This is a genomic window from Bacillus sp. OV322 (assembly GCF_900112495.1).
Taxonomy (GTDB): Bacteria; Bacillota; Bacilli; order Bacillales; family DSM-1321; genus Peribacillus.
In genome coordinates, this window is the sequence record NZ_FOMA01000004.1 from 298,464 (window position 1) to 322,428 (window position 23,965).

Annotated in this window: 25 protein-coding genes, 1 tRNA gene and 1 riboswitch; of the genes, 3 read left to right on the forward strand and 23 right to left on the reverse strand. The window is 41.3% G+C overall.

Going from position 1 to position 23,965, the window contains the following annotated elements; all coding sequences use genetic code 11:
• Positions 1-37: 37 nt before the first annotated feature.
• From BM126_RS11665 to BM126_RS22860, 4 genes are all read right to left on the reverse strand, one after another.
• Complete coding sequence (locus tag BM126_RS11665) at positions 38-1,138, reverse strand: ABC transporter permease (RefSeq protein WP_090989675.1); 1,101 nt, start codon at positions 1,136-1,138, stop codon at positions 38-40.
• Entirely contained in the window at positions 1,125-2,285 is a 1,161-nt protein-coding gene (locus BM126_RS11670) for an ABC transporter permease (protein WP_090989676.1), read from the reverse strand. The genes BM126_RS11665 and BM126_RS11670 overlap by 14 nt, the downstream gene beginning before the upstream one ends.
• A gap of 4 nt (positions 2,286-2,289) precedes the next feature.
• Complete coding sequence (locus tag BM126_RS11675; RefSeq protein ID WP_090989677.1) at positions 2,290-3,207, reverse strand: ABC transporter ATP-binding protein; 918 nt, start codon at positions 3,205-3,207, stop codon at positions 2,290-2,292.
• A gap of 818 nt (positions 3,208-4,025) precedes the next feature.
• Positions 4,026-4,154 carry a hypothetical protein gene (locus tag BM126_RS22860; protein WP_256213071.1) on the reverse strand — a complete coding sequence of 43 codons (129 nt, stop codon included), beginning with the start codon at positions 4,152-4,154 and terminating at the stop codon, positions 4,026-4,028.
• 165 nt (positions 4,155-4,319) lie between these two features.
• Here BM126_RS22860 and BM126_RS11680 point away from each other — a divergent pair, with 165 nt between their 5' ends.
• A complete protein-coding gene (locus BM126_RS11680) occupies positions 4,320-5,204 on the forward strand; it encodes a helix-turn-helix domain-containing protein (protein ID WP_090989678.1) in 885 nt (294 codons plus the stop codon).
• Positions 5,205-5,382: 178 nt separating this feature from the next.
• Here BM126_RS11680 and BM126_RS11685 read toward each other — a convergent pair whose 3' ends face one another.
• From BM126_RS11685 to BM126_RS11755, 16 genes are all read right to left on the reverse strand, one after another.
• Complete coding sequence (locus tag BM126_RS11685) at positions 5,383-5,721, reverse strand: hypothetical protein (RefSeq protein WP_090989679.1); 339 nt, start codon at positions 5,719-5,721, stop codon at positions 5,383-5,385.
• Positions 5,722-5,853: 132 nt separating this feature from the next.
• Positions 5,854-6,231 carry a hypothetical protein gene (locus BM126_RS11690; protein ID WP_371261437.1) on the reverse strand — a complete coding sequence of 126 codons (378 nt, stop codon included), beginning with the start codon at positions 6,229-6,231 and terminating at the stop codon, positions 5,854-5,856.
• An 89-nt stretch (positions 6,232-6,320) separates the two neighbouring features.
• A complete protein-coding gene (locus BM126_RS11695) occupies positions 6,321-6,782 on the reverse strand; it encodes a hypothetical protein (protein ID WP_090989681.1) in 462 nt (153 codons plus the stop codon).
• A 203-nt stretch (positions 6,783-6,985) separates the two neighbouring features.
• A complete protein-coding gene (locus tag BM126_RS11700) occupies positions 6,986-7,882 on the reverse strand; it encodes an RCC1 domain-containing protein (RefSeq protein ID WP_090989682.1) in 897 nt (298 codons plus the stop codon).
• A gap of 175 nt (positions 7,883-8,057) precedes the next feature.
• Positions 8,058-8,207, reverse strand: a complete 150-nt coding sequence (locus tag BM126_RS22385) for a hypothetical protein (RefSeq protein WP_177201412.1) — start codon at positions 8,205-8,207, stop codon at positions 8,058-8,060.
• 68 nt (positions 8,208-8,275) lie between these two features.
• Positions 8,276-8,349, reverse strand: a tRNA-Arg gene (locus tag BM126_RS11705).
• Positions 8,350-8,488: 139 nt separating this feature from the next.
• Positions 8,489-9,001, reverse strand: coding sequence for a metallophosphoesterase (locus tag BM126_RS11710; protein WP_090989683.1), 513 nt, complete (start codon positions 8,999-9,001; stop codon positions 8,489-8,491).
• Positions 8,998-9,612, reverse strand: a complete 615-nt coding sequence (locus BM126_RS11715) for an XTP/dITP diphosphatase (RefSeq protein ID WP_090989684.1) — start codon at positions 9,610-9,612, stop codon at positions 8,998-9,000. Before BM126_RS11715 ends, BM126_RS11710 begins: the two co-directional genes overlap by 4 nt.
• Positions 9,613-9,777: 165 nt before the next feature.
• Positions 9,778-10,848: a GerMN domain-containing protein gene (locus BM126_RS11720; protein ID WP_177201413.1), complete on the reverse strand. Its 1,071-nt coding sequence runs from the start codon at positions 10,846-10,848 to the stop codon at positions 9,778-9,780.
• A gap of 495 nt (positions 10,849-11,343) precedes the next feature.
• Positions 11,344-12,141 carry a glutamate racemase gene (gene racE, locus BM126_RS11725; protein WP_090989686.1) on the reverse strand — a complete coding sequence of 266 codons (798 nt, stop codon included), beginning with the start codon at positions 12,139-12,141 and terminating at the stop codon, positions 11,344-11,346.
• 10 nt (positions 12,142-12,151) lie between these two features.
• Complete coding sequence (locus tag BM126_RS11730) at positions 12,152-12,595, reverse strand: MarR family winged helix-turn-helix transcriptional regulator (protein WP_090989687.1); 444 nt, start codon at positions 12,593-12,595, stop codon at positions 12,152-12,154.
• Positions 12,596-12,919: 324 nt separating this feature from the next.
• Positions 12,920-13,144 carry a helix-turn-helix domain-containing protein gene (locus tag BM126_RS11735; protein ID WP_028392149.1) on the reverse strand — a complete coding sequence of 75 codons (225 nt, stop codon included), beginning with the start codon at positions 13,142-13,144 and terminating at the stop codon, positions 12,920-12,922.
• 123 nt (positions 13,145-13,267) lie between these two features.
• Positions 13,268-13,738 carry an acyl-CoA thioesterase gene (locus BM126_RS11740; RefSeq protein WP_090989688.1) on the reverse strand — a complete coding sequence of 157 codons (471 nt, stop codon included), beginning with the start codon at positions 13,736-13,738 and terminating at the stop codon, positions 13,268-13,270.
• Positions 13,739-14,248: 510 nt separating this feature from the next.
• Positions 14,249-15,010 carry a succinate dehydrogenase iron-sulfur subunit gene (gene sdhB, locus BM126_RS11745; protein WP_090989689.1) on the reverse strand — a complete coding sequence of 254 codons (762 nt, stop codon included), beginning with the start codon at positions 15,008-15,010 and terminating at the stop codon, positions 14,249-14,251.
• Between the two features lie 15 nt (positions 15,011-15,025).
• Complete coding sequence (sdhA, locus tag BM126_RS11750; RefSeq protein ID WP_090989690.1) at positions 15,026-16,777, reverse strand: succinate dehydrogenase flavoprotein subunit; 1,752 nt, start codon at positions 16,775-16,777, stop codon at positions 15,026-15,028.
• Between the two features lie 52 nt (positions 16,778-16,829).
• Positions 16,830-17,438, reverse strand: coding sequence for a succinate dehydrogenase cytochrome b558 subunit (locus BM126_RS11755; protein WP_090989691.1), 609 nt, complete (start codon positions 17,436-17,438; stop codon positions 16,830-16,832).
• Positions 17,439-17,799: 361 nt separating this feature from the next.
• Here BM126_RS11755 and BM126_RS11760 point away from each other — a divergent pair, with 361 nt between their 5' ends.
• Complete coding sequence (locus BM126_RS11760) at positions 17,800-18,252, forward strand: YslB family protein (protein ID WP_071350763.1); 453 nt, start codon at positions 17,800-17,802, stop codon at positions 18,250-18,252.
• Between the two features lie 468 nt (positions 18,253-18,720).
• On the opposite strand, the gene BM126_RS11765 is transcribed toward BM126_RS11760, so the two are convergent.
• Entirely contained in the window at positions 18,721-19,953 is a 1,233-nt protein-coding gene (locus BM126_RS11765; protein ID WP_090989692.1) for an aspartate kinase, read from the reverse strand.
• Between the two features lie 126 nt (positions 19,954-20,079).
• A riboswitch (Lysine riboswitch) is annotated at positions 20,080-20,256 on the reverse strand.
• 70 nt (positions 20,257-20,326) lie between these two features.
• Entirely contained in the window at positions 20,327-22,099 is a 1,773-nt protein-coding gene (gene uvrC, locus BM126_RS11770; RefSeq protein WP_090989693.1) for an excinuclease ABC subunit UvrC, read from the reverse strand.
• A gap of 381 nt (positions 22,100-22,480) precedes the next feature.
• Between uvrC and BM126_RS11780 the strand changes: the two genes are divergently transcribed.
• Complete coding sequence (locus tag BM126_RS11780; protein WP_090989695.1) at positions 22,481-23,119, forward strand: esterase/lipase family protein; 639 nt, start codon at positions 22,481-22,483, stop codon at positions 23,117-23,119.
• A gap of 255 nt (positions 23,120-23,374) precedes the next feature.
• Here the strand turns inward: BM126_RS11780 and trxA are convergent, their stop codons facing one another.
• The gene (gene trxA / locus BM126_RS11785; protein WP_071350768.1) at positions 23,375-23,689 is read right to left on the reverse strand and encodes a thioredoxin; all 315 of its coding nucleotides are present in this window, start codon (positions 23,687-23,689) and stop codon (positions 23,375-23,377) included.
• Positions 23,690-23,965: the final 276 nt, after the last annotated feature.

The window sequence follows — 23,965 nt, forward strand, 5'->3', positions numbered from 1 at the left end:
TATATCTTTTAAATCCCCATGGCTTGGCACAGATTGGTTAGATTTCCCCGCTTTTCACCCGGGTAAGCAAGAAGAAAATGATACATGCCCCTGCCAGTAAACAGCTCAGGTCAATCCACTGTGTATTTTCCGAAAAACCGCTGAACATTTGTGTGTTAATTTCGGTGACCCAATAGGTTGGTATCACTTTTGCGATTTTTTGCATGGCATCCGGCATGATCGATGCTGGCCATAACGTTCCGCCTAACATGGCAAGCGGCAAAGATACTACTGTTACAAGAAGGCGTCCAGTGGATTGTTTGGTGGTCCTGCTCACAAGCAATAATCCAAGTCCAGCTGAAATGACATTCAGCAGTCCATATGCGAGCAATAATGTAAGTATTTTAACTGACGTTAATTCAAGATCGATTTTGAAAACAGCATTCATTAACAGCAGCATTAACGCAAATTGGGCGATACCGATAAAAGCAAACACGCCTACCGTCTGGATATAATAATTTAATTTGCTTTTCGTTGATATCAGGATACGCTGGGTAGTTGTGTGGACCTTATCCCGCAAAAACAGCAAGGTATTTGTCATTGTCAAAAAGACCATGATGAACACGATCATATTGAAAGTACTTGTTAAAACGGTTGCATTGGGGTTGCCTAGTATCTGCTGTTTAATCCCCAATGACGCTTGCGAATCCTTCATGTCCTTCATGTTGTCACTGAATGCATTCACATCACCCGAATTTTTGGCAAGAGTCTGAATGGTGGAAAATATGCTATTCAGCTTAACTTCCAGTGATTTTGAATTGAAGTTTGTTTCCCTTGCATATTGAGTGATTTGGATATCATCCGGTTTCTGATATACATCATTTAAACCTTGGGCCATTACAATTCCCAGATTGTCACTCGATTCCATAGCTTCTTTTCGTGTTTTTGCTTCTGTAACCGTCACTTTTTGTTTCTTTAAGAATTCAGATACATAATCTTTAACGACTGGATCCTTTATATACATGGTCAGCGTCACTTTCGTCGCTTCCTTATATTGCTGAACAACCATGCCGGTAAACATGACTGGCAGCAAGATAAGAAGCAAAAACGTCAATTTCCTTTTAAAAATACGCTTTAAATAAAAGTTAAAGATTCGCACTTTTTTTGCCCCCTTGCTGTGTTAATAACATGACAGACACCCCAACCATACAGACTGCCAGCAACAAAGCGATGTAAACAGGAGTAAGAGTGATGACACCTTGCTGGATATAGTCAAATAAAGGCCCCTGAAAGACTTCATTGATGCTTAAATGTTTAAGCGGACCAAAGTCCAATTTGATAAATCCGCCCCCGATAAATGTCATGACAGGAATCAGGATGGAAACAATAGAATCCAGCTGCTTGAAACTGCGGCTAAATACACCCAAAATCAAACCAAGTGAGTTGAAGAATATAGAGCCTATGACGATGATAAGGAAAACAACTGCAAGATTATCGCCATAGCTTACCTTGAAGAACAATTTCGCGCATAATACGAGCATGATCCCCTGTACGATGGAAATCGCAACGCCAGTAAGCAGCTGTCCTAAAATGAGATGCAATTTTGATACGGGAGAAACCATATGTCTGTCACCAAGTGCTTCATCATATTCTTCTTGGATAAAGTTCATGGTATTTGAAATCCCATACACAAGAATCAAGACCAGCATCGTGACGCCATAATAGCTTAAGGCGGAAATACTATCCGATTTCTTTCCGCTGTGCACTTTTTCTCCATTTTTTAAGAGGTCACTATAAACATGGCCGGCTTTAGGAGGATTTTTCCCTTTGCTTAATTTGTCCATGACAAGGTACCCATCACCATATGCCGAGAGAGTCAGCCCGGTCACATTGATTTTATCGATGTTATTGTCCTTGCCGTAAACGGTGATTTTACTTTCTTTATTTTCCGAGTAAACATTGCTCAAATTTTTCGGCATATAAATAATCTGCTCATAATGATTATTCTTGAGGAGATTTTTTGCTGTACGTAAATCATTCTCAATCTTGATATCCAGCATTTTTTTATTGTCATCAGATGTTAAAAATGCGAGGATATTCTTCCCGATCTTGCCGCTGTCTTCATTCACAACGACCGTCTTCACTTTCGTGATATTTTCCTGTTTGGACGTATCGCTGTCTTCAAAGACAAGTGAAAGGGCATTGCCTAAAATGACAATCAGCAATAAAGGCAAAAGCAGATAGTTAACGAACACCAGTGGACTTTTCAGTTTCCGCTTCATATTTGAGAGAAAAATCGTCATCATAGCTCTAATTCCTCAAATTCTTTTTAGTTAGATTGAAAAACACTTGTTCCAGGTTTGGCGAAATGTAACGGAAGCTTTTGATCTCCGGCCCAAAGTCTTCCTGGATGGACTTAATGATTCCCATATCGTTTTTAGGGACACCAAGCCCTATCGTATGGCCTTCCGTAGAAAGCACTTCATAATTCACCAGCTTTTCCTTGTAATCCTCACTCTTTCCCTGCAGCTCGAGTTCTATCAAAGCCTGATCTGTGTATTGCAAAATGATATCGTTCAGTGTTCCTTCACATAGCAGCTGTCCATTATCCATGATTCCAACATGTGAACAGATTTTTTCGACTTCCTCCATATAATGCGAAATGTAGACGATGGTCGTTCCCGTCCTGTTCAATTCTAAAATGGCATCCAGGATGTGGTTCCGCGATTGCGGGTCAACCCCCACTGTCGGTTCATCAAAGATAATGACTTCCGGTTTATGTACGATTCCGCAAGCAATATTCAGCCTTCTTTTCATTCCCCCGGAGAACTTCTTTGGCTTCTGTTTTCTCTCATCCCAAAGTCCGACAAATTGAAGGGAATGCTCCACTTGCTTCTTCAGCTCTTCTCCTTTTAGACCATAAAGCTTCCCGAAATATTGGACATTTTCATAGGCGGATAAATCATATATCAAAGCAAGATCCTGCGGGATATAGCCAATGCGTTTCTTGGTTTCCAGGCTCAAATTCTCATTGAACCATTTCAGCTTGCCGCTCTGCATGTTATCCAGGCCGAGCATCACTCTTGTCAATGTAGATTTGCCCGCTCCATTGGGGCCTAGCAACCCATAAATTTGCTGTTTCTTGATGGAAAGTGATAAGTTTTTTAAAACCTGTTTCTTTTTGCTGTAACTAAAATTGATTGTATCCCCTGTAAATACCGTCTGCATCGAATTCCCTCCAACTAGTTTTTTCAACCTTATTTCTTGCTGCATTTCTAAAAATCAATCTGCCATGGCAGATTCCTTCTTCATTAAGTCCTTAACCTGTGTTCCGGGAAGGTGGAAGAATTTAAAGTTCAAACATCTTTGCTCCCCCCTACTTATGAACTATAGCACAGTTAAATTTCCTGGGTTTTCCAGCATTCAACCTGTATTTCTCAGTAATTCATGCATTGTTTTTACAACCTGTGTATATCTCTTTTGCATATTCATATGAGAATATTTTGAGGAAAAATAAAAAAATAACTGAATAGTGAAATAACACTGATTGAACTTTTATTGTGGAATTCTGGCATTCTGCACAAAAGTAAGCTGTCCAGCTTATGCTTCACATCTTAGTCATACCATCCCGTATTTTTCATCCTGATTCTTTGCAGCATAAACCCATGCCGGAGTAACTGATTTATATCCATAAACACTATGAGATTTTTCTGCCCGGAGAAAGGATGTCCGGAAATTCAGGTTCCACCCTTCCTCCCGATCCCTCAGGCCCACCCTATTTTGTTTTCTCACTCCGCTTACTCTATTAATCTGCTAATCTGCAGCCATACACTTTTTCCGCGACAATAAAAATCCCCTTCAGGCAGCAGGGTCCGCAATTTCTAGCGGGCCCACTGCCTGAAGGGGATAAGAGAGCTATACTACCTCTGTATTCTCTTTTAACAGCCTTTGGATACTATAAATAAAATAAAAGATTGCGGAGGCTTTCAGTCTGAAGACCCATTCATTACTCTTTTACTATGTAAAAGATATCCAATCATGTCCTATTAATGTTCGTAAGGCAATTCATAAAGCGGTCCTGGCGGCTGGTTCACTGTAACATTTGAGTTCAAACCTACCACAGCAAAAGCATTGAGCATTAGTGCAACTAACATAAGATTTTTTAGTTTTTTCATTATTATCACTCCCTTGAGGAAAAATATAACATATATACCAGACTAACGTTCTGGTCATTTTGACCCAATACCAAAAAAACCAATACTCACCTTTATAAAGTCTTGAATTTTCAAACTCTTTCGAATAATAATATTCACATAGGAATATTAGAGAGGGGCATTTACATGATTGAAGATAACCTGAGTAATCTAGGAGAATCGATATACAATATACGATTGAAATTAAACATCAGCCAGAAGGAACTTGCAGATGGAATATGCAGCCAGTCCCAAATCAGTAAGATTGAAAGCGGCATTATCAGCCCATATGTACATACTCTGGTCAAAATTTCAAAAAAACTCGGAATCAACCCAACCTTTTTCCTTAATCAAATCTATAAAGACCAATTTGAATTCATCGACCATTCAAAAAAAACGGTAAGAGAAGCTATACATCAGAAAGATTATAAAGAAGTAAAAAGATTGCTTAAATCACTGGAAAGGCACCCTAGTTTTAGGGATATAGAGGAAAAACAATTCATCATGTGGCACCAGGGAATCATAACCTACTATCTGAATAAGGACTTCGGCAAGTCTATTGAGATTTTAACTGAGGCCTTTAACATGAAAGAATCTATTCGCCATTCAGAGCAAGACATACAAGTCTTAAACAGTCTGGCCATTATATATTCTGAGGAAAAACAATCGGATAAGGCTAAGGAAAATTTTGATTTGTCCCTAAAAGTATATAAAAATTCTCTGCTTGTAACGGACACATCCATATATGTGAGGATTTGCTATAATTCAAGCAAATTTCTCTTTAGTTTAAACGAATACTCTGAGGCATTAAGCTACTGCAATAAAGGCATTGAACACTGCAAACAACATCATTCCACATTTTTATTTGGAGAACTTCTGTACCAAAAGGGCAGCATACTTATCAAATTAAACGATAAAGAAAACGGTATTAACTTTCTTGAATATGCTTGTGTGCTCTTTCAAGTACTGAATAGAACCGATTATCTGAAAATAGTTCAAGAGGAATTAGATAAAATAAAATTTATGAAGTAAGCATTTAATGCTGACATTTGGATTTCACGATGAGAAATCAGATGAAAAAGAATGGAGTGTTACTTGAAGGAAGGAAATTCTAGATGAAGGGGTGGCACCGTCACCCCCTACTTATTCCATAGTCTCAATGCTTCAAGCTAACTGCCCGTCACTTGAAGAAGAATGAACAGTCAAATAGCTAATCTCCAATAGCGTAAATATGTTTCTTCTGATTTATTGCTGCCTCACAAAGTTCTATCAATTCTTTCGCAAAATATCCTATTTCCTGTTCTTTTTCACTATTCTTGTATTTTCTTAACAATTCTTCACAGATGGCTTTTAACTCTGGGACATCTTTAGTATATATGATTGTTTGACTAAAACGGTCTAGATTCAAGAGTAGCTTACATTCCTTGCCAGCACTTTTTTCCATTGTTAATAAGTAATCGTGGATTCTTTCATCATTAAAATGTACATGTTTTTCTGCTTTTGATGCTTCTTTATCAGTTACTCCAATTACAAAGTCAATCCCACACATCGTTAAACTCCTTCCAAAATACAAACAACCCTTTGTAGATAAATTTATCATATCCTTTTCAAGTAACCTACACAGTGAACAAACAAAAAAGCGTTCCTGCCTTGTTACGGAAACGCATGTAATAGATGGTAGTCAAAACTCTAAACCAGCATACAACCTTGCTGAAGTAGAAGGAGAAAATTTGACTTTATATTTAGTACCAAGTTCCTTCTTGACCTTCTCAGTAAGTGGTTGACCTAGCAAATTGAACTTATTTTCCATTTCAATTCCGTTTGGGCGTAATGTATCTTTACTCCAATCAATCCACCTACCGTACATCATTCCCCAGCTCATAAGTTCTTCTTTTAAATCATCTGAAATGGGAACTTCTTCAATATCAAAGTTACAACCACATTGATTGCACCAAATTGGGTCAGTATCAACATCACCTTCAACTTTTAAATCAAAAGTTTCTTTATTCTCACAAAAACAACGCAAAAGGACACACTCCTTTATTGAAACTGATTGCACACTTTTATTTTAACTAACCAATAAGCACAACACAAAAAAACGTTCCTGCTTATACAGAAACGCAGCTGATTGTTGTAAGTTATGAATCTTTATACTCCACAGTGAAACAAATAAGAATTACCCTCAGACAAACGATCCGCGATTGAAATCATCTTTTCAAGTAGCTTAATTACTTCATTTCGTTTAATGAATATCTTTTCATAATCTCTATCCTGTGCTTTATCTCCATGAACATAATCACTTGTTATTTCAAAGGTATCAGGTGCATTCGTGAATAAGTGTCTCCATGAAGTAAAAATGCCCTTTATCAACATAGAGGCTTCAATATCAAATAAGGTAATACCATAATAGTTAATTCCATGACCCTTTGGATTTCCTGGTTTAGATGGATTTTTACTCGGTATCCATTGTAGCGAATCAGAAAAGTAATGAATCAAATCATCTTGTATTACAACCCTGTCAATAACATCGTTGCTGTTTCCCCTATGCACCCAAAAGTCTTTTACATCGACGGTTTTCGGTATAAGGTAAAACTCATGCTCCAAACCCATGTTTTCCTCCTCAAAATTTGACTAAATTTAGTTCTTATATTAGCATTTCATCCTCAACTGACATGCACCAAGCACAAAACAATAAAAGCGCTCCTGCTAGATACAGAAACCTACCCTTTTGCTGAAGAAGAAATTTTTATTTTTTATATTTAATCCTTTTTTTGATTTATTGGTGCAGGAACTGTATCCTTTTTACCTGAAAACTAATTGCCGAGCAGTAAGATATCGCGCCAGCCGCTAACATCGCATTGGCCATATTCATTATCACCCACAGCAACCACCGTTCCGTCCGATTTAAGGCCGATGGTATGAGCGCAACCCGCCGCAACAGCTACAATATCGCACCAGTCACTTACATTGCATTGACTATACTCATTCCAGCCCACAGCCGCCACAGTACCGTCAGATTTAAGGCCGATGGTATGACTACTCCCCACCGCTATCTCCACAATACCGTGCCAGCCGCTTACATTGCATTGACCCACCTTATTTTGACCCACAGCCACCGCCGTGCCATCCGATTTAAGCCCAACAGTATGAAGATAACCCGCCGCAATTGCCACTGTGCCATGCCAGTGGCTTACATTGCATTGGCGATACCTATTATTACCCACAGACGTCACCGTTCCATCCGATTTAAGCCCTACGGTATGCCAGTCACCCGCCGCTATCTCCACCATATCACGCCAGCCGCTTACATTGCATTGGCCTTCATTATTTCGACCCACAGCCACCGCCGTGCCATCCGATTTAAGCCCTACGGTACGACGCCACCCCGCCGCCACCGTCACAATATCGCGCCAGCCGCTTATATCGCATTGGTCATGCTTATTCCAACCCACAGCCGCCACCGTTCCGTCAGATTTAAGACCGATTGTATGAGCATTACCCGTGTTCGTCGCCATATGAACATTACCAGCGGTGACCCCCACAATATCGAGCCAACCGCTTACATTACATTGGCCATATTTATTATCACCCACAGCCGCCACCGTTCCGTCAGATTTAAGACCAACGGTATGACGACGACCCGCCGCTATAATATTTTTAGGCCACCGTTTCACCTTCAACGCCGCTTCTTTCGGTGAAATGTAATCCATGTTTTACCTCCTTGAATACAAGACCTATTTATTATAGTAACACTTTTGCTTGTTATACTAACCTGCCAGTTAGTTTGAGTACATTGTTTCACAAATATATAGCTTATTCTTTGAAACAATAAAAGGCAGGTTATATTACCCTTGAGTTGATATGTACTTGCTCTACTGATAAACCTCAGATAAAAACAGGAAGATGAAGCCACGATCTGGAATCGTGGCTTATCTTCTTGCTAGAACTAATAACCTTTTTCAATGGCTTAGCATTAAATAGCAGGGAAGTGAGAGGGTCCACCTTAGCATCTAACAGTCCCTTGCTTTTGGTCATACAAAAAACCTCCTATATCAAAAAGATACAAGAGGTTTATCTGACGGGCTTTCTTACCCGATTTCTAGCGTCCCAGGAGAGATTCGAACTCCCGACCGACGCCTTAGAAGGGCGTTGCTCTATCCAGCTGAGCTACTGGGACATTATGATATAGTTACCGAAACACTTATGTAGTATTTCCTTAACGACACTTCTAATTATAGTATGATAATGATTTAAAGTCAACAGCTTTTTTTAAAAAAGACAGGAGAAATATTTCCTCCTGTTTATTATACATGATTTCAGCTTAAATGATAAGTTTTAGATAAATCTTTTATGATGCTTCCTTTTGAGTTAAAGAACGTTACTTTTACTTCTTGTTCTTCGGTTTCAAGGATAGCGTATGTTTTTTCTAATCTGGCTTTTGGAAGGGTAATGCTTCCGGGATTGATGAATAGTGTTTTGCCGATCATTTCGGATCCTGCGATATGGGAGTGCCCGAAGCAGACGATATCTGCTTCTTCTTCAGAGCTTTTATAGGAAAGGCTGAGCAGTGTCATTTTGACATTGTAATGATGGCCATGTGTGATGAGGAACCGGAATTTCCCTATCTCTTCAACCAGAATATCAGGATAGTTAGCATCACTGTCGCAGTTTCCCCTGACAGCAAGGAATCCCTGCATTAAGGGATCACTCTTTTGAAGCTCTGAATCACCGCAGTGAATCATTGCATCACATTCCTTCTGATGCCGCTCCTTAATCGCTTTTAGGCCCTCCATTGAACCATGGCTATCGCTTAGAACCAGGATTTTCATGCCTTGCCTTCTTCCCTCTGAAGAAATTGGTCCAGTTGCCCCTCCAGAGCCTGTAATGCCTTTGCACGGTGTGAGATGCTGTTTTTCTCATGCTGCTGAAGCTCAGCCATTGTTTTTCCTTTTTCTTTTACAAAAAAGACAGGATCGTATCCAAATCCATTTTCACCTTTTGGCTCTTTCGCAATCATTCCTTCTGCAGTCCCGGAAACCGTGATCGTTTTCTGATTAGGTGAAGAAAGTGCAAGAGCACAGTAAAATCGTGCTGTTCTTTCTTCTTCTGGTATATCCTTAAGCTCAAACAGGAGTTTTTCTGTATTCGCTGCATCATTTTTGTCTTCACCGGCATAACGGGCAGAATACACACCAGGCCTGCCGTCTAATGCATCTACAATCAATCCGGAGTCATCCGCAATTACAAACTGGCCGAACTCCCTGGCAATTGCTTCCGATTTCAAAATGGCATTTTCTTCAAAGGTTGTCCCTGTTTCCTCCACATCGGGAGATCCCTCAAAATCAAGCAGGGTTTTGACAATATAGCCCTTTGAATGGAATAAACTTTCAAATTCCTTCGCTTTGCCTTTATTTTTCGTGGCAATTATTACTGTTTTCATGGTCCTTCACTCCTTTATGTAACTGCTGAAGTGCTCAGTGCGTAACTTTCCTTCTCAGAGAATCCTACAGCTTAAGCGTCCGTCTCTATTCAGCCAATAAGAATAAGGAGCAGCTGAAAGCATGCCCCGGATTTAGCTCATATATAGTATATCAAAAAACCTTGATTAATAACTGCCCGTGTTCACTTTTTCAGGCCTTGTAACGGGTTCTGAAAGTTTTTTGCCGTCTTCATTAAGAAGCTTGGCACTTCCATTGACTTTCACTTCTACGCTATTAATCCCCTGCTGCTCAGTAAGCGATAATACTAGAGCATCCAGCATATCCTTGGAGACTTTATTTTCCTTAAAGCTGCCAAGGATGTTTTTATTGAAATTCAGCGTCACCTTTCCGTCATTCATTTCAGGTGTTTCTGTTAATTTTACATCAGGCGCGAAAACAGTAAGCAAGGACGAGCTTGATGGCCCTTTGACCAATTCATCCACAACCGCCGCTACATCATCTTTTTTCGTTTCGCTGACCCGTTTTGTAACCGGCACATAATAATTATTTCCAGTTTCTCCGCCTATATAATAGACTGTGAGCGCTTTTGTGTTGGAAATATCCGTCACATTATTCGTATCCAGATTAATCCCTGACATTCTTGAAACACCGTCTCCAATAGGCGTACCGTTTACAGGCATTGTTTTCAGTTCTTGTCCATTCATCGATATTTTGACCTTTTTGACTGTATCAAACTGTGTTAGCGTCCAGGTAATCGACTGCAGGATTTTCAATTCATCTTCTTTTTTATAATTCTTAAATTCCTTTGAAAAATCTGCTGTTGCCACCCCGTCCTTGATATCCACGCTTACTTCCGTATCAGCCGGAAGCACAGGACGGAAGCCATTCGGAATGATATTGGAAACAGGTCCATTATCCACTAAATACTCCAGCGCCTGTTTGGCAAATCCTTCTGACTTTTTCGGCAATGTCAGGGTCTGAGGGACTACATATCCACTTTTATCTATTAAGTAAAGCTCTGTCTGTACAGAGTTTTTCCCTGCTGTTTCTTTTGCGATTTCTTTCTTTTTATTGTTTTCCTTTTCAATCTTGGATGCGTCATCCACCAATGAAACATTCTTCTGCGGATCAATGTCAATTTTTTCATCTGCGCCAAATAATCCGCACCCGGACAGCAGCACAGAAGAAGCCAATATGGCGGAAGCCGCCACCGTAATTTTTGTTGCTTTAGACATCCTCATCCCTCCCAGGACTGTTTGTACTACTATTTATACGAGCCCTCGGGAGATATAGAACAAAATTTTTAAAAAGCGGTTTGGTATAGATCATTGCTTTCTTGAACCTGTTGCATCGAGGCTTGCAAACCAGCTCATGATCCCCTTTATAGCGATAAAATGGAATGATATGTCTTAAAATCTTATTTACAGCGTTGAGAATGGTCCTTTGCTGGATTGAAGGCTATTTAGACTTGTCTTTTTTATTTTTTTTAATAGCTACTGTTATACAAACAAAAGCACCAATAAAACTTGTAAAAATTGCAACAAAGACATTACTCACTTAGCCATACACCTCCATTTTGTTGACATGGGATTAATTTTAACTATTAATTATGTAAAAAAAAACAAAGTTTATGAAAAGATCCTTATATAAAACTCTGGTCAGTTTGATGGCCTTATAGCAGCTAAATTCAAAAAAACTGGCGCATGAAATATGCGCCAGCAAGAAATGGATCAATCAATCTTTATCGTTTTAACATTTTGGATCGGCTTCTCCAGCCATGATGAAGCAATGGCCTGAAATATATCCTTCGATCCGGTTGTGAAAAATTGATGCATAGGAGGCGTTTTAGCCGTATTCATCCTATTATCATGATGAAGGATGACGCTTGCTTCACGGGCTGTTTCCTCACCGGAAGAAATGACTTTTACACCGCTTCCCATGTACCTGCTGATGGCAGGCCCAAGCAATGGGTAATGGGTGCAGCCGAGAATCAGTGTATCAATAGAGGTGTTTTTTAAAGGCTTAAGCGTTTCTTCTATTACCTTTTCAACGAGAGCACCCCAAAATTCGCCGCTTTCAACAATCGGCACGAATTTCGGGCAGGCCAGGCTATCTACCTTTACCTCCTGATTGATGGAGTGGAGCGCCTGGTCATATGCATGGCTTTCAACCGTGCCAATGGTTCCGATCACACCGATATTAAGGTTTTCAGAAACCTTTAAAGCCGCCCGTGAACCAGGGTGGATAACCCCGATTACAGGGATTGGCAATTCTGCCCTGATGTCCTCCAGCACAGCCGCTGTGGCTGTATTGCAGGCAATTATAAGCATTTTAATATGATGCTGCATTAGATAATTGGTCATCTGCCAGGTGAACTTCTTCACATCTTCCATAGACCTTGGTCCATATGGACACCTGGCAGTATCACCAACATATAAAATGTTTTCATTTGGCAGCTGGCGGATGACCTCTTTTGCAACCGTCAAACCGCCAACTCCTGAATCAATGATTCCAATTGGTTCCTTCAACAATCTCGCCTCATTCTTGTTTCATCTTAATATGTAACTTAGTTAAGTTCTGCTTTAGGGAGGCCACTTCCGAGTCAGAAAAATCGATAAGAAGGTCTCTTAAATAATCCTGGCGTTTTTCAATAACTTCATCAATGATTCTCTTGCCTTCATTTAAAAGGTGGATCCTTACGACGCGTCGGTCTTTTTCATCCTTCAGCCTTTGGACAAGCTCATTCTTCTCCATACGGTCGACAAGATCCGTTGTCGTGCTGAACGCAAGGAACATTTTATTCGACAGCTCGCCGATTGTCATATCGCCGTCCTCGGAAAGCCATTGAAGCGCCACAAATTGCGGCGGAGTGATTTTATAATTATTTAAAATTTCTCTTCCCTTTTGCTTGATGAGGGATGAAACATATCGCAATTCCTTCTCTATTTTAGCAACATGCACGTTTTGCCTTGCATCGCCCATAAAAACAGCTCCCTATACTTTCATAAAAACTTATAATACTCTCATTGTGCTTGAAAGTGAAGGAAATTTCAAGATACATTCATTATTAAGCTGAATGTATCAGGATCATAAGGCCTAAGTTTCTTCCATAATAAAAGCAGCAATCAGGAGCTAATAACCATGATACATTCAATCATCGTTACTCGTTTCCTGAATTGCTGCTAGAAGATTAAGCACTTTTGCATGAGGGTTCCTGGTCTTCTAGGTAATAGAAAAACAAGCGTTCCGCGTTTCCGCATTGCCTGCACCGGGCGCCAAAGCAAGATTCTGATTCTGTAAAAAACCTTAAAGCTTCAATTCTCCCATGCGAAGGAGTTCTATTACAGCTTGTGATCGTCCTTTGACTCCAAGCTTCTGCATGGCATTCGATATATGGTTTCGAACTGTTTTTTCGCTGATAAATAATTCACCTGCGATTTCTTTCGTTGTTTTGTCTTGAACTAATAGCTCAAATACTTCTTTTTCTCTCTTGGTGAGTAGTGGCTTATGAGTGAATTCGTTCTCCTTCAAATATTGTAACCCTCCTTGCCTTCACCAGCATAAAACCCGGAGCGGGTAACTTTTTAGTCTCGATATAGTATGTAGCTGAAGGAAGGTGAGTGACTGCAAACGCAAAGGAACCAAATTTTTATTTTAACCCTGCTGAATTTTGAGTTCTTCTCTATTCATAAGATCAATGCTCTCCTGCGGCCAAGGGATGGCTTTTCCTGTCGCTTTTGATATTTGGACAATCATTCCTCTTCCCGTTAAACAAATGGTACCGTCCGCTTTCTTGCCCATATAGTGGATATCCGCAGAGGAGTTTCCGATTCTTTCAGCTTTCACATGCACAGTCAGCTCATCATTGAAAAAGATTTGAGCCAAAAAGTCACACTGCAGATCTGCTACAACCGGAATGGCCTCACTTCCATCCTTCACCCACTCCTGCATAAAGCCTAAGCTTTTAAAGTACTCAATCCTCGCTTCTTCAAAATAAGTAAAAGGCACCGTGTTATTTAAATGGCCGAACATGTCTGTCTCCGAAAAACGTACCTTGATGCTATGTTTAAAATGAAAAGATGCTGCCCACTCTTTCAAATCATTGATATATCCTATTCTGCCCATTATGACGCTCCTCTTTTTAAAAAAATGAATGGTTATTCATTCATTTTATATAATTTATCTTGAAATGGAAAGTGATTTCCCCTATATTCCTTCTTTTTTATTGGCTTTTTCTTAAGGTTGTTTTCGTAAACTTAATTACTACCTGAACTAGTGGTTGATTTCCGTTCCAGGATGCTGCGCTTTCCGCGGGGCTTGCGCCAGGCCTCCTCGCCTTGCGTCTGCGGGGTCTCAACTGTCACGCTGATCCCGCAGGAGTCTCTGCACCTTTCACTCCAATCAACCTGCATGAACAATGAGTTTTGTGAGGCAATTTCATTGTTTAATCAGCTACATTATTGTTCCAGCAAAGGTTACGAAAACAGCCTTTTTTGACTCTGTCTGCTGATTTCCGCTTTGTTCCTGATAGCCTCCAAAACGTCCACTCATTCTGCAGCAAAATAAAATCCCTGTTTATAAGCAGCCAAACGCAAAAAAGAATCCGTATCGCAAAGGATACAGATTCTTTGAGTGTTATACCTGATCGCTTCCGAAGAAATTACGGAACGATTGAAGGGTTGTGTCGCGGTTAAGCGCTGCGATCGATGTGGTCAATGGAATGCCTTTAGGGCATGATTGAACACAGTTTTGAGAGTTTCCGCAGTTGGCAAGGCCTCCATCTCCCATGATGGTATTCAGGCGTTCGGCTTTATTCATAGCGCCAGTCGGATGGGCATTGAACAGGCGTACCTGTGAAAGCGGCTGCGGTCCAATGAAGCTTGAATTGCTGTTCACATTCGGACAGGCTTCAAGGCATACCCCGCATGTCATGCATTTTGATAATTCATATGCCCATTGGCGCTTTTTCTCCGGCATACGCGGGCCAGGTCCTAAATTGTACGTTCCGTCAATTGGAATCCATGCTTTTACTTTCTTTAATGAATCGAACATGCGGCTGCGGTCCACCTGCAAATCCCGGACAACAGGGAATGTGCGCATTGGCTCAAGCCTGATCGGCTGCTCCAATTGATCAACCAAAGCTGTGCATGATTGGCGCGGTTTGCCATTGATCACCATCGAACAAGCTCCGCATACCTCTTCAAGGCAATTCATGTCCCAGGCGATTGGCGTTGTTTTTTCGCCTTTCACAGTGACAGGATTACGCCGGATTTCCATTAATGCAGAAATAACGTTCATGTTCGGGCGGTAATCCAGATCAAATTCCTCTGTATAAGGGGCTGTGTCAGGTCTATCTTGTCGAGTGATTACAAAACGTACTGTTTTTGTCTCAGCCATCTTTTCTTCCCCCTGTTAATGTTTTGTAGAATAATCGCGTTTACGCGGTTTGATAAGTGAAATATCCACTTCTTCGTAATGGAAAGCCGGCGCTGATTTAGGACCCGTGAAGTTAGCCATAGTGGTCTTAAGGAATTCCTCATCATTACGCTCAGGGAAATCAGGCTTATAGTGGGCGCCGCGGCTTTCATTCCGGTTCAATGCACCGATCGTGATAACACGGGCCAATTGCATCATATTCTGAAGCTGTCTTGTGAATGATGCACCCTGATTGCTCCATTTGGCTGTATCGTTAATGTTGATATTTTCAAAGCGTTCCATAAGCTCAAGGATCTTGTCATCTGTAGCCTGCAATTTATCATTGTAGCGCACAACCGTAACATTATTAGTCATCCATTCTCCCAATTCCTTATGAAGAATGTACGCATTTTCTGTACCGTTAAGCGACATGATGCCGTTCCATTTTTCTTCCTGTTCCTTAACAGCCCTGTCAAAAACAGAAGATGGAATGGAATCTGCGCCTTTTTCAAGGCCTTCGATATATTTAATCGCATTAGGGCCGGCAACGCTTCCGCCGTAAATGGCTGAAAGAAGGGAGTTGGCTCCTAAACGGTTTCCTCCGTGCTGTGAGTAATCGCACTCGCCTGCAGCGAAAAGACCCTGGATGTTTGTCATTTGATCATAATCTACCCAAAGCCCGCCCATTGAATAGTGAACGGCAGGGAATATTTTCATAGGCACTTTACGAGGATCCTCGCCCATGAATTTTTCATAGATTTCAATGATTCCGCCAAGTTTAATATCTAATTCCTTAGGGTCTTTATGGGAAAGATCAAGATACACCATGTTTTCTCCATTGATGCCGAGCTTCATGTTTACACACACATCAAAGATTTCACGTGTGGCAATATCACGCGGCACAAGGTTGCCGTATGCAGGATATTTCTCTTCAAGGAAATACCATGGTTTGCCGTCTTTATATGTCCAGACACGTCCGCCTTCTCCGCGCGCTGATTCACTCATCAGGCGAAGCTTATCATCGCCAGGAAGTGCTGTCGGGTGAATCTGGATGAATTCTCCGTTAGAGTAAGTGGCACCCTGCTGATACACGATGGATGCTGCTGATCCTGTATTGATCATCGAGTTCGTCGATTTACCAAAAATGATTCCAGGGCCGCCGCTAGCCATGATGACTGCGTCGCCAGGGAAAGATTTAATTTCCATGCTTGTTAAGTTTTGAGCAACTATGCCCCGGGCGATTCTTTCGTCATCGATTACCGCTCCAAGGAATTCCCAGCCTTCGTACTTGGTAACAAGGCCTTCCACTTCATATCGGCGCACCTGTTCATCAAGCGCATACAAAAGCTGCTGTCCTGTTGTGGCACCTGCAAAAGCTGTACGGTGATGCTGGGTTCCTCCGAATCTTCTGAAATCCAGCAAGCCTTCAGGAGTACGGTTAAACATAACACCCATACGGTCAAACATATGGATGATGGAAGGCGCCGCTTCACACATTGCCTTTACCGGCGGCTGGTTCGCAAGGAAGTCCCCGCCGTATATTGTATCGTCAAAATGGACTAAAGGAGAATCTCCTTCACCCTTTGTATTTACTGCACCATTGATTCCGCCCTGGGCACATACAGAGTGGGAGCGCTTAACAGGAACTAATGAAAATAAGTCAACCTGCTGTCCGTGCTCTGCCGCTTTAATTGTTGCCATTAAGCCGGCCAATCCGCCGCCAACGACTATGATTTTACCTTTACCCAAACTTGCTCACTCCTTCATTTCGAACTGTCAAGCTATATATCTGTCATTTTCTTTATACGAATGCTAGAATGGCTCTTACACCAATATATGAAATTAAAACGAAGATTACTAAAGTAACATAAGTAGAGATTCTCTGCGATTTCGGAGACACCGTGATACCCCAGCTGACTGCGAAAGACCATAATCCATTAGAGAAATGAAAAGTAGTAGAAATGATGCCGACAATATAGAAAACTACCATAAATGGATTCGATAAAATATCACTCATCATGTTGAAATCTACTTCTGCACCCATTGCTGCCTGAATTCTGGTGGACCAGATATGCCAAACAATGAAAATCAGAGTGATGATTCCTGTTAAACGCTGCAGCATATACATCCAGTTGCGGAAAAAGCTGAATCTGCCAAGGTTGTTTTTAGCTGTAAAGGCAATATAAATTCCGTACACTGCGTGATAAATCAGCGGCAGGAAGATCAATACTGTTTCAAGAACCACCCTGAACGGCAGGTTTTCCAAAAAAGCCGCTGCTGAATTGAATGAATCCGGCCCCTTTGTTGCCATGTAATTCGTTATCAAGTGCTCCAATAAAAACAAACCAATTGGGATAACTCCAAGCAGTGAATGCAGCCTGCGATTCCCAAATTCCCGATTTTGTGCCACTAAGTGCCCCCCCCTTAATAATAAAGATCATGCAGATATTTTCTTCTACTTTTATCCAACAATATAGTGAACAAAATTCTACACTATCCACAATGTTCTGACATGTACATTTTACTCCTACGATTTGGAAGCGTCAAGAAAACGGATACAATATTTCTTTTGTGAAATAGAGTTTTTTTTTTGAATATTCACCCGAGAAACTTATTATATAACAACTGCCCACTCTTGCTTTCTCACTATATAACAATATTTCAAAATAATATAATTTATTTTTTCCATGTATCTATCTTTTTGATAAAATATACTGAATCATAACTAAAATTGTTTATAATGGAGATAGAGAAAAGAGGGGATATATACCATGAAAAAGAATAGTCCTGCTTTATTGGAAACCCTGCAAAACGATGAATTCCAAATCCCCGCATTTGGCTATGAGCTTATCAGGGAAATTTTGCTGCCTGATATACTCGGCAAAGATTCCAAACAAATCATGTACTGGGCCGGCAAGCAATTAGCCAGAAAATTCCCGCTTAACGGAGTGGACGAAGTTATTGAATTCTTCGTTAGCGCAGGATGGGGCCAGCTTGAAATAGTGAAACAATCAAAAGATGAATTAGAAATGTCTCTCAGCGGCGAGATTATCGACAGGCGCCTTGATATCAGTCATGAATGTCATTTTGGACTTGAAACCGGATTTCTTGCAGAACAAATCAGCATGATCAAGAAATTCCATTCAGAAGCGTACGAAGAAACAAAACGGAGAAATAAAAAAGTGGCCTTTCTCGTTAAATGGGATATCAAGGATCCCATTTAACGGGAAAGCCATTCATGAAAAGAGGTTCACTCATCTAAGCGATGCCTGCCGGGCATGGCCGGAAATTATTCCAGATGGGCGATCCTCTTATTTTTTTAGGCTGTTTCCATAAAACTTTGCTGCTGCACAGCAGACCGGTTTCCGCTCCAGGCGATGTAACAACAGGCTCGCCTCTTTAAGAAAGGCTCTTTTTTTAAAGATTGTTGTTACTTAAATAGTTTTCGAGGCAATTCCATTGTTATAGCAGGTTGATTGGAGCGGAAGGTACGGAGACTCCTGCGGGATCAGCGTGACAGGTGAGACCCCGCAGACGCAAGTCGAGGAGGCTCAGCGCACGCCTCGCGGAAAGCGAAGCACCCTGGAGCGGAAATCAACCCCTTGTTCCATAGCAACAAAGTTTACGAAAACAGCCTTAAGAAAACAGCCTTTTTTATGATTTGCGGGCAAATCCTCCATTAATAAAAAGGTTTATGCTTTTACACGTGCAGGCTCATCAAGACGGAATGCTTCATGAAGCGCCTCGACCGCTTTCACCATATCCTTTTGGTCCACAACCGTGGAAACCTTGATTTCCGATGTACTCACCATTTTTATCACAATGCCATTCTGGGCCATGCACTCAAACATTTCTGCGGCAACGCCCGGGTTGGATACCATGCCAGAGCCCACAATAGACACCTTTGAAAGGCCGCTTTCCGTTTCGACCCTGTCAAATGGCAGATTGCTTTTGTTTTTCTCCAGTACATTAAGCGCGTCTTCCACATCGTTGCTTTTAATGGAGAAGGAAAGATTAATAGAATCTGTATCTGTCATGCTTTGAATAATAATGTCCACATTAATGCGGTTTTCGGCCAGTGTTGTGAAAATGGTGGATAGTGTTCCGATATTGCCTGACAAACCAAAAATGGTTACGCGTGTAATACGATCTTCAAAAGCAATTCCTCTTACAATCAGATTTTGTTCCATCGATGCTTCCTCCTCTATGATCGTTCCTTTTTCCTTTTCCATGCTTGAACGCACTTCAAGCTGAATTTGATAATTTTTTGCAAACTCCACTGCTCTCGGATGCAGCACTCCTGCACCAAGATTGGCTAACTCGAGCATTTCATCATATGAAACGGACAGCAGCTTTCTCGCTCCTTTTATGTAGCGGGGATCTGTTGTATACACGCCGGTTACGTCTGTATAAATATCACAGCGGTCAGCATGAAGGGCGGAAGCAAGGGCAACAGCCGTTGTATCAGATCCGCCTCTGCCAAGCGTCGTAATTTCCCCGTCGGCATCCACACCCTGAAAGCCTGCAACAACAACGATTTTTCCTGCTTCAAGAGCTGCCTTCACCCTCGCTGTTGCTATATCCGAAATCCTTGCATTCGAATGGACGGCTTCTGTATTGATTCCCGCCTGCCATCCTGTATATGAAACAGCATCATAGCCTCTAGCCAATAATGCCATTGTTAAGTAGGAGATGGTAACCTGCTCTCCTGTGGATAAAAGCATATCCATTTCCCGTTTGGATGGAGCAGCTGATATTTCTTTTGCCATTGAAACCAATTCATCCGTGGTTTTCCCCATAGCAGACACAACCACCACTACCTGGTTTCCTCTTTCTGCTTCTTCAATGACCCTATTTGCAGCATTTTGTATTCTCTCAATGCTTCCTACTGATGTTCCGCCAAATTTCTGGACAATTAATGCCATTATGCTGCACCCTCTCCGAATTTGTTTATCATCTTTAAATACATGTATGCTTCCTTTTTCCGACGCAAAAAAAGCAATGAGAAATATCTCATTGCTGTGGAAAACGTAGAAACAATACGCCTAGCACAGTGAGATAGCTCTCCAGAATTTTCATCCTGACAATCTGCCATTTATTCAATGTCAGACCAGCAAAACAAGTATTGAGCCTTGTTTTGCTTCGGCGATTTCCCCTTTCGCAGCCTTTCGCAGAAGCTCATCCTTCTCCCGGCTGTTACTCTTGAAACCCGCACCTCTATCAACACTTTAAAACAGTAACGTTTTAATCATGTAAAATTCACTATGATTATAGCACAGGAAATTCCCTGCATCAACTTTATTCTTGCAATTTTCTAACGATTTCCTGAGCGATTGCAGCCGGAATCCCCGCTTCCCGGATTTCCTCTGCCGTAGCTTCCCTCATTTTCTTAACAGATCCGAAATGCTTCAGGAGCTGTTTCTTTCTCTTCTCCCCAATCCCCTCAATCTCATCGAGCAAGGACTGAAAGGCATTTTTTCCGCGTATCTGGCGGTGAAAGGTGATGGCAAAACGGTGGACCTCATCCTGTATCCGCTGAAGAAGATAAAATTCCTGGCTTCTTCTGTCCAATGGAACAAGCTCCAGAGGATTTCCAATCATCAGCTGTGAGGTTTTGTGCTTATCATCTTTAACAAGCCCGGCTAGAGGAACATCCAAGCCCAGTTCGTTTTCTAATATATCCCGCACACCGTCAACATGGCCTTTTCCTCCATCAATGATAATCAAATCAGGCAGGGGAAGCCCTTCCTTCAGTACCCGGGTATATCTCCGCCGGACAACCTCCCTCATGGATTCGTAATCATCCGGTCCCTGGACGGTTTTAATTTTATATTTCCGGTATTCCCGTTTTTCCGGTTTTCCGTCAATAAAGACAACAAGAGCTGAAACAGGATTGGTTCCCTGGATATTCGAATTATCAAATGCCTCGATCCTGTGCGGCGTATAAATGCCAAGATGCGACCCGAGGTTCTCAACAGCCTTGATGGTCCTGTCTTCATCCCGTTCAATCAAAGAAAATTTCTCCTGGAGGGCAATGCTCGCATTTTTACTGGCAAGCTTTAAGAGATCCTTCTTTTGACCCCTTTTCGGATGAAGAATCCTCACATCCAGCAAGCGGCCGGCAAGCTCAGCATCGACAGATTCCGGCAGCAGAATTTCCTTCGGCTTAAAATGGCTTGGCATTGCGTAGAATTGCCCAAGGTATGTCAGCAGCTCCTGTTCCGGTTCATCATAAATCGGAAACAGGGAAACATCACGCTCAATCAGCTTGCCCTGCCTGACAAAGAACACCTGTACACACATCCATCCTTTATCATAGGAGTAGCCAAAAACATCACGGTCCGTGAAATCATGAGTCATCATTTTCTGTTTTTCCATCGTTACTTCAATATGGGCAATTTTATCACGGTATTCCTTTGCTCTTTCAAAGTCGAGATTTTCAGCAGCAGCATGCATTTTCTCTGAAAGCTCTTTTTTGATTTCCTGATAGCCCCCATTTAAAAAACGGGCAATATCGTCGGTCATTTTTTTATATTCTGTTTCTTCCACATCATACACACATGGTGCCAGGCACTGGCCCAGATGATAATATAAACAGACCCTGTCCGGGAGGGTATTGCATTTCCGGAGCGGATATATCCGGTCCAGCAGTTTTTTTGTCTCATTTGCTGCAATTACATTGGGGTATGGCCCAAAATACTTTCCCTTGTCCTTCTTGACCTTCCTTGTAATAATCAGCCGGGGATGCTTTTCTGCCGTCAGCTTGATGAAAGGATAGGTTTTATCATCCTTCAGCATGACATTATACTTCGGATCATGCTTTTTGATTAAATTCAGCTCAAGGATCAGCGCTTCAATATCTGAAGAGGTTAAAATGTATTCAAAATCCTCTATTTCATTAACAAGCCTAAGGGTTTTACCGTCATGGGAGCCTGTAAAATAAGACCTGACCCTGTTTTTTAGAACCTTTGCCTTGCCCACATAGATGATGGTCCCTTGCCGGTCTTTCATCAGATAGCAGCCAGGCTGGTCAGGAAGCAGTGCAAGCTTGTCTTTGATCCTCTGATTCACTTCTTCACCTTCTCTTCTGTCTCAAACTTTGATCTATATAGTGAAATACACATCAGCGGATCTTATCTATCCATGCTGATGATTGGTTATAATCGGGACTTATCCTGGCAGCAGCTCCTGCTAAAAAAGGGAATTGCTGCTCAGGGAACATTTATTCTATTTTTTCATACTTACTTTCTTAAATATACTACAAATCAGCAAAAAAGGCAGGCTGTGATGCTTTCCATTTCCGCCAGCCAAACATCACTCCAGAAACACTCTCTGATATGGACTGTACAGTATCCGGCGGAAGGATTAGAAAATGTTGCCGGTTGTTTCTCGCTCTAAAATGTATAACAATTGAAACAGCAAGACAGCATCCGGCATACACAGGAGGGAATTATGAAAAACAATAGATTGTTACTTTCATTAACAGCATGCTTGGCCATTATTTTTTCTGCAGCGACTATTCATCCTTCTGGTTCAAGGGCAAGTGCAAGCACCCATGATCCAGTTATCTTCATTCACGGAGCAGGCGGCAATAGTTCAAACTTTAACAGCATTAAAAATTACCTGAAGACTCAAGGCTGGTCTGATGATGAACTATATTCCATTGAAATGGCTGATAAAACTGGGAACAGCTTAAATAATGCAAGACAGCTGGCGCCATTTGTAGATGAAGTGTTAAAGAAGACAGGAAAGAGCAAGGTCGATATTATCGGCCATAGCGCGGGAGGCATCAATACCCTTACCTATATCCTTAATGGAGGAGGAAGCAAGGTAAACGATGTGGTAACGCTTGGTTCGCCAAACAAGTTTATAACTTCGAAAGCCCCGGCAAGTACAGATCCTAAACATAAAATCCGCTATACTTCAATTTACAGTACCAGCGATATTGTTGTGCCTGCATGGCTTTCAACACTTCAAGGAGCAAAAAACGTTCAGATCAGCGGTGTAGATCACGTGGGATTGATTGTTAACAGTAAAGTCAATGCACTGATAAAAGAAGGACTGAATGGCGGAGGAACAAATTCAAATTAACAAAAGTATTTTCTAATGCCTAAACTGGGGCAGGATTATATAAAAAAAGATGGCTTCTGTTTTCAGGAGCCATCTTTTTAAAGGCTGTTTTGAACAAGGTGGCTGATTTCCGCTCCAGAATGCTCGTTTCCTCTGTGCGGGCGGCGAGCCTTACAGAACAAACTATAAAATTTCACTTTCCCCCATACAAAAAGCACCCTATAAAGCAGTCTTTTATCAAAGGGTCTGCTCTATAGGGTACTTAGTATTTATATCTTAAGCATGCTTGGAGATTAATTCAGATAAAGCTTCTTTTGGCTGGAAGCCGACAACTTTATCTACAACTTCTCCGTCTTTAAGCAAAATTAAAGTCGGGATGCTCATAACGCCGAACTTGCCAGCTGTTTCCTGGTTTTCATCAACATCAAGCTTAACGATTTTAACTTTTTCTCCCATTTCTGAATCAAGTTCTTCTAGAACTGGAGCGATCATTTTACAAGGTCCGCACCATGGTGCCCAAAAATCAGCAAGAACTAGACCTTCGTTTGTTTCTGTAGAGAATGATTGATCTGTAACATGTGAAATAGCCATATTATTTAGCCTCCTAATTTTTACGTTGATTACGCCCGCTCCATAAGGATTACATAAAAAAATACATCAAAGAGCATGCTGGAAGCGTATGTTTCCCAAGTCTTCGGGTACGCATTTATCCATTAACCAGCTTAATCGCCTGAATGCATCTTGTTCAGCTTTATGGAAGCGGCTCGGTTAAAACTTACAAACAGTATAACACCATAAATATATGAGATGCTATTAATTTGCTTCACTGCTCATTTTACCAAAATCAGCTGAAAATTATACGGAACC

Coding starts and splice junctions, on each gene's coding strand:
- BM126_RS11670 (WP_090989676.1), bottom strand. CDS start 2,285: ATGATGACGATTTTTCTCTCAAATATGAAGCGGAAACTGAAAAGTCCA.
- BM126_RS11675 (WP_090989677.1), bottom strand. CDS start 3,207: ATGCAGACGGTATTTACAGGGGATACAATCAATTTTAGTTACAGCAAA.
- BM126_RS22860 (WP_256213071.1), bottom strand. CDS start 4,154: ATGAAAAAACTAAAAAATCTTATGTTAGTTGCACTAATGCTCAATGCT.
- BM126_RS11680 (WP_090989678.1), top strand. CDS start 4,320: ATGATTGAAGATAACCTGAGTAATCTAGGAGAATCGATATACAATATA.
- BM126_RS11685 (WP_090989679.1), bottom strand. CDS start 5,721: ATGTGTGGGATTGACTTTGTAATTGGAGTAACTGATAAAGAAGCATCA.
- BM126_RS11695 (WP_090989681.1), bottom strand. CDS start 6,782: ATGGGTTTGGAGCATGAGTTTTACCTTATACCGAAAACCGTCGATGTA.
- BM126_RS11700 (WP_090989682.1), bottom strand. CDS start 7,882: ATGGATTACATTTCACCGAAAGAAGCGGCGTTGAAGGTGAAACGGTGG.
- BM126_RS22385 (WP_177201412.1), bottom strand. CDS start 8,207: ATGACCAAAAGCAAGGGACTGTTAGATGCTAAGGTGGACCCTCTCACT.
- BM126_RS11710 (WP_090989683.1), bottom strand. CDS start 9,001: ATGAAAATCCTGGTTCTAAGCGATAGCCATGGTTCAATGGAGGGCCTA.
- BM126_RS11715 (WP_090989684.1), bottom strand. CDS start 9,612: ATGAAAACAGTAATAATTGCCACGAAAAATAAAGGCAAAGCGAAGGAA.
- BM126_RS11720 (WP_177201413.1), bottom strand. CDS start 10,848: ATGTCTAAAGCAACAAAAATTACGGTGGCGGCTTCCGCCATATTGGCT.
- BM126_RS11730 (WP_090989687.1), bottom strand. CDS start 12,595: ATGGGCGATGCAAGGCAAAACGTGCATGTTGCTAAAATAGAGAAGGAA.
- BM126_RS11740 (WP_090989688.1), bottom strand. CDS start 13,738: ATGGGCAGAATAGGATATATCAATGATTTGAAAGAGTGGGCAGCATCT.
- sdhB (WP_090989689.1), bottom strand. CDS start 15,010: ATGGCTGAGACAAAAACAGTACGTTTTGTAATCACTCGACAAGATAGA.
- BM126_RS11760 (WP_071350763.1), top strand. CDS start 17,800: ATGAAAAAGAATAGTCCTGCTTTATTGGAAACCCTGCAAAACGATGAA.
- BM126_RS11765 (WP_090989692.1), bottom strand. CDS start 19,953: ATGGCATTAATTGTCCAGAAATTTGGCGGAACATCAGTAGGAAGCATT.
- BM126_RS11780 (WP_090989695.1), top strand. CDS start 22,481: ATGAAAAACAATAGATTGTTACTTTCATTAACAGCATGCTTGGCCATT.
- trxA (WP_071350768.1), bottom strand. CDS start 23,689: ATGGCTATTTCACATGTTACAGATCAATCATTCTCTACAGAAACAAAC.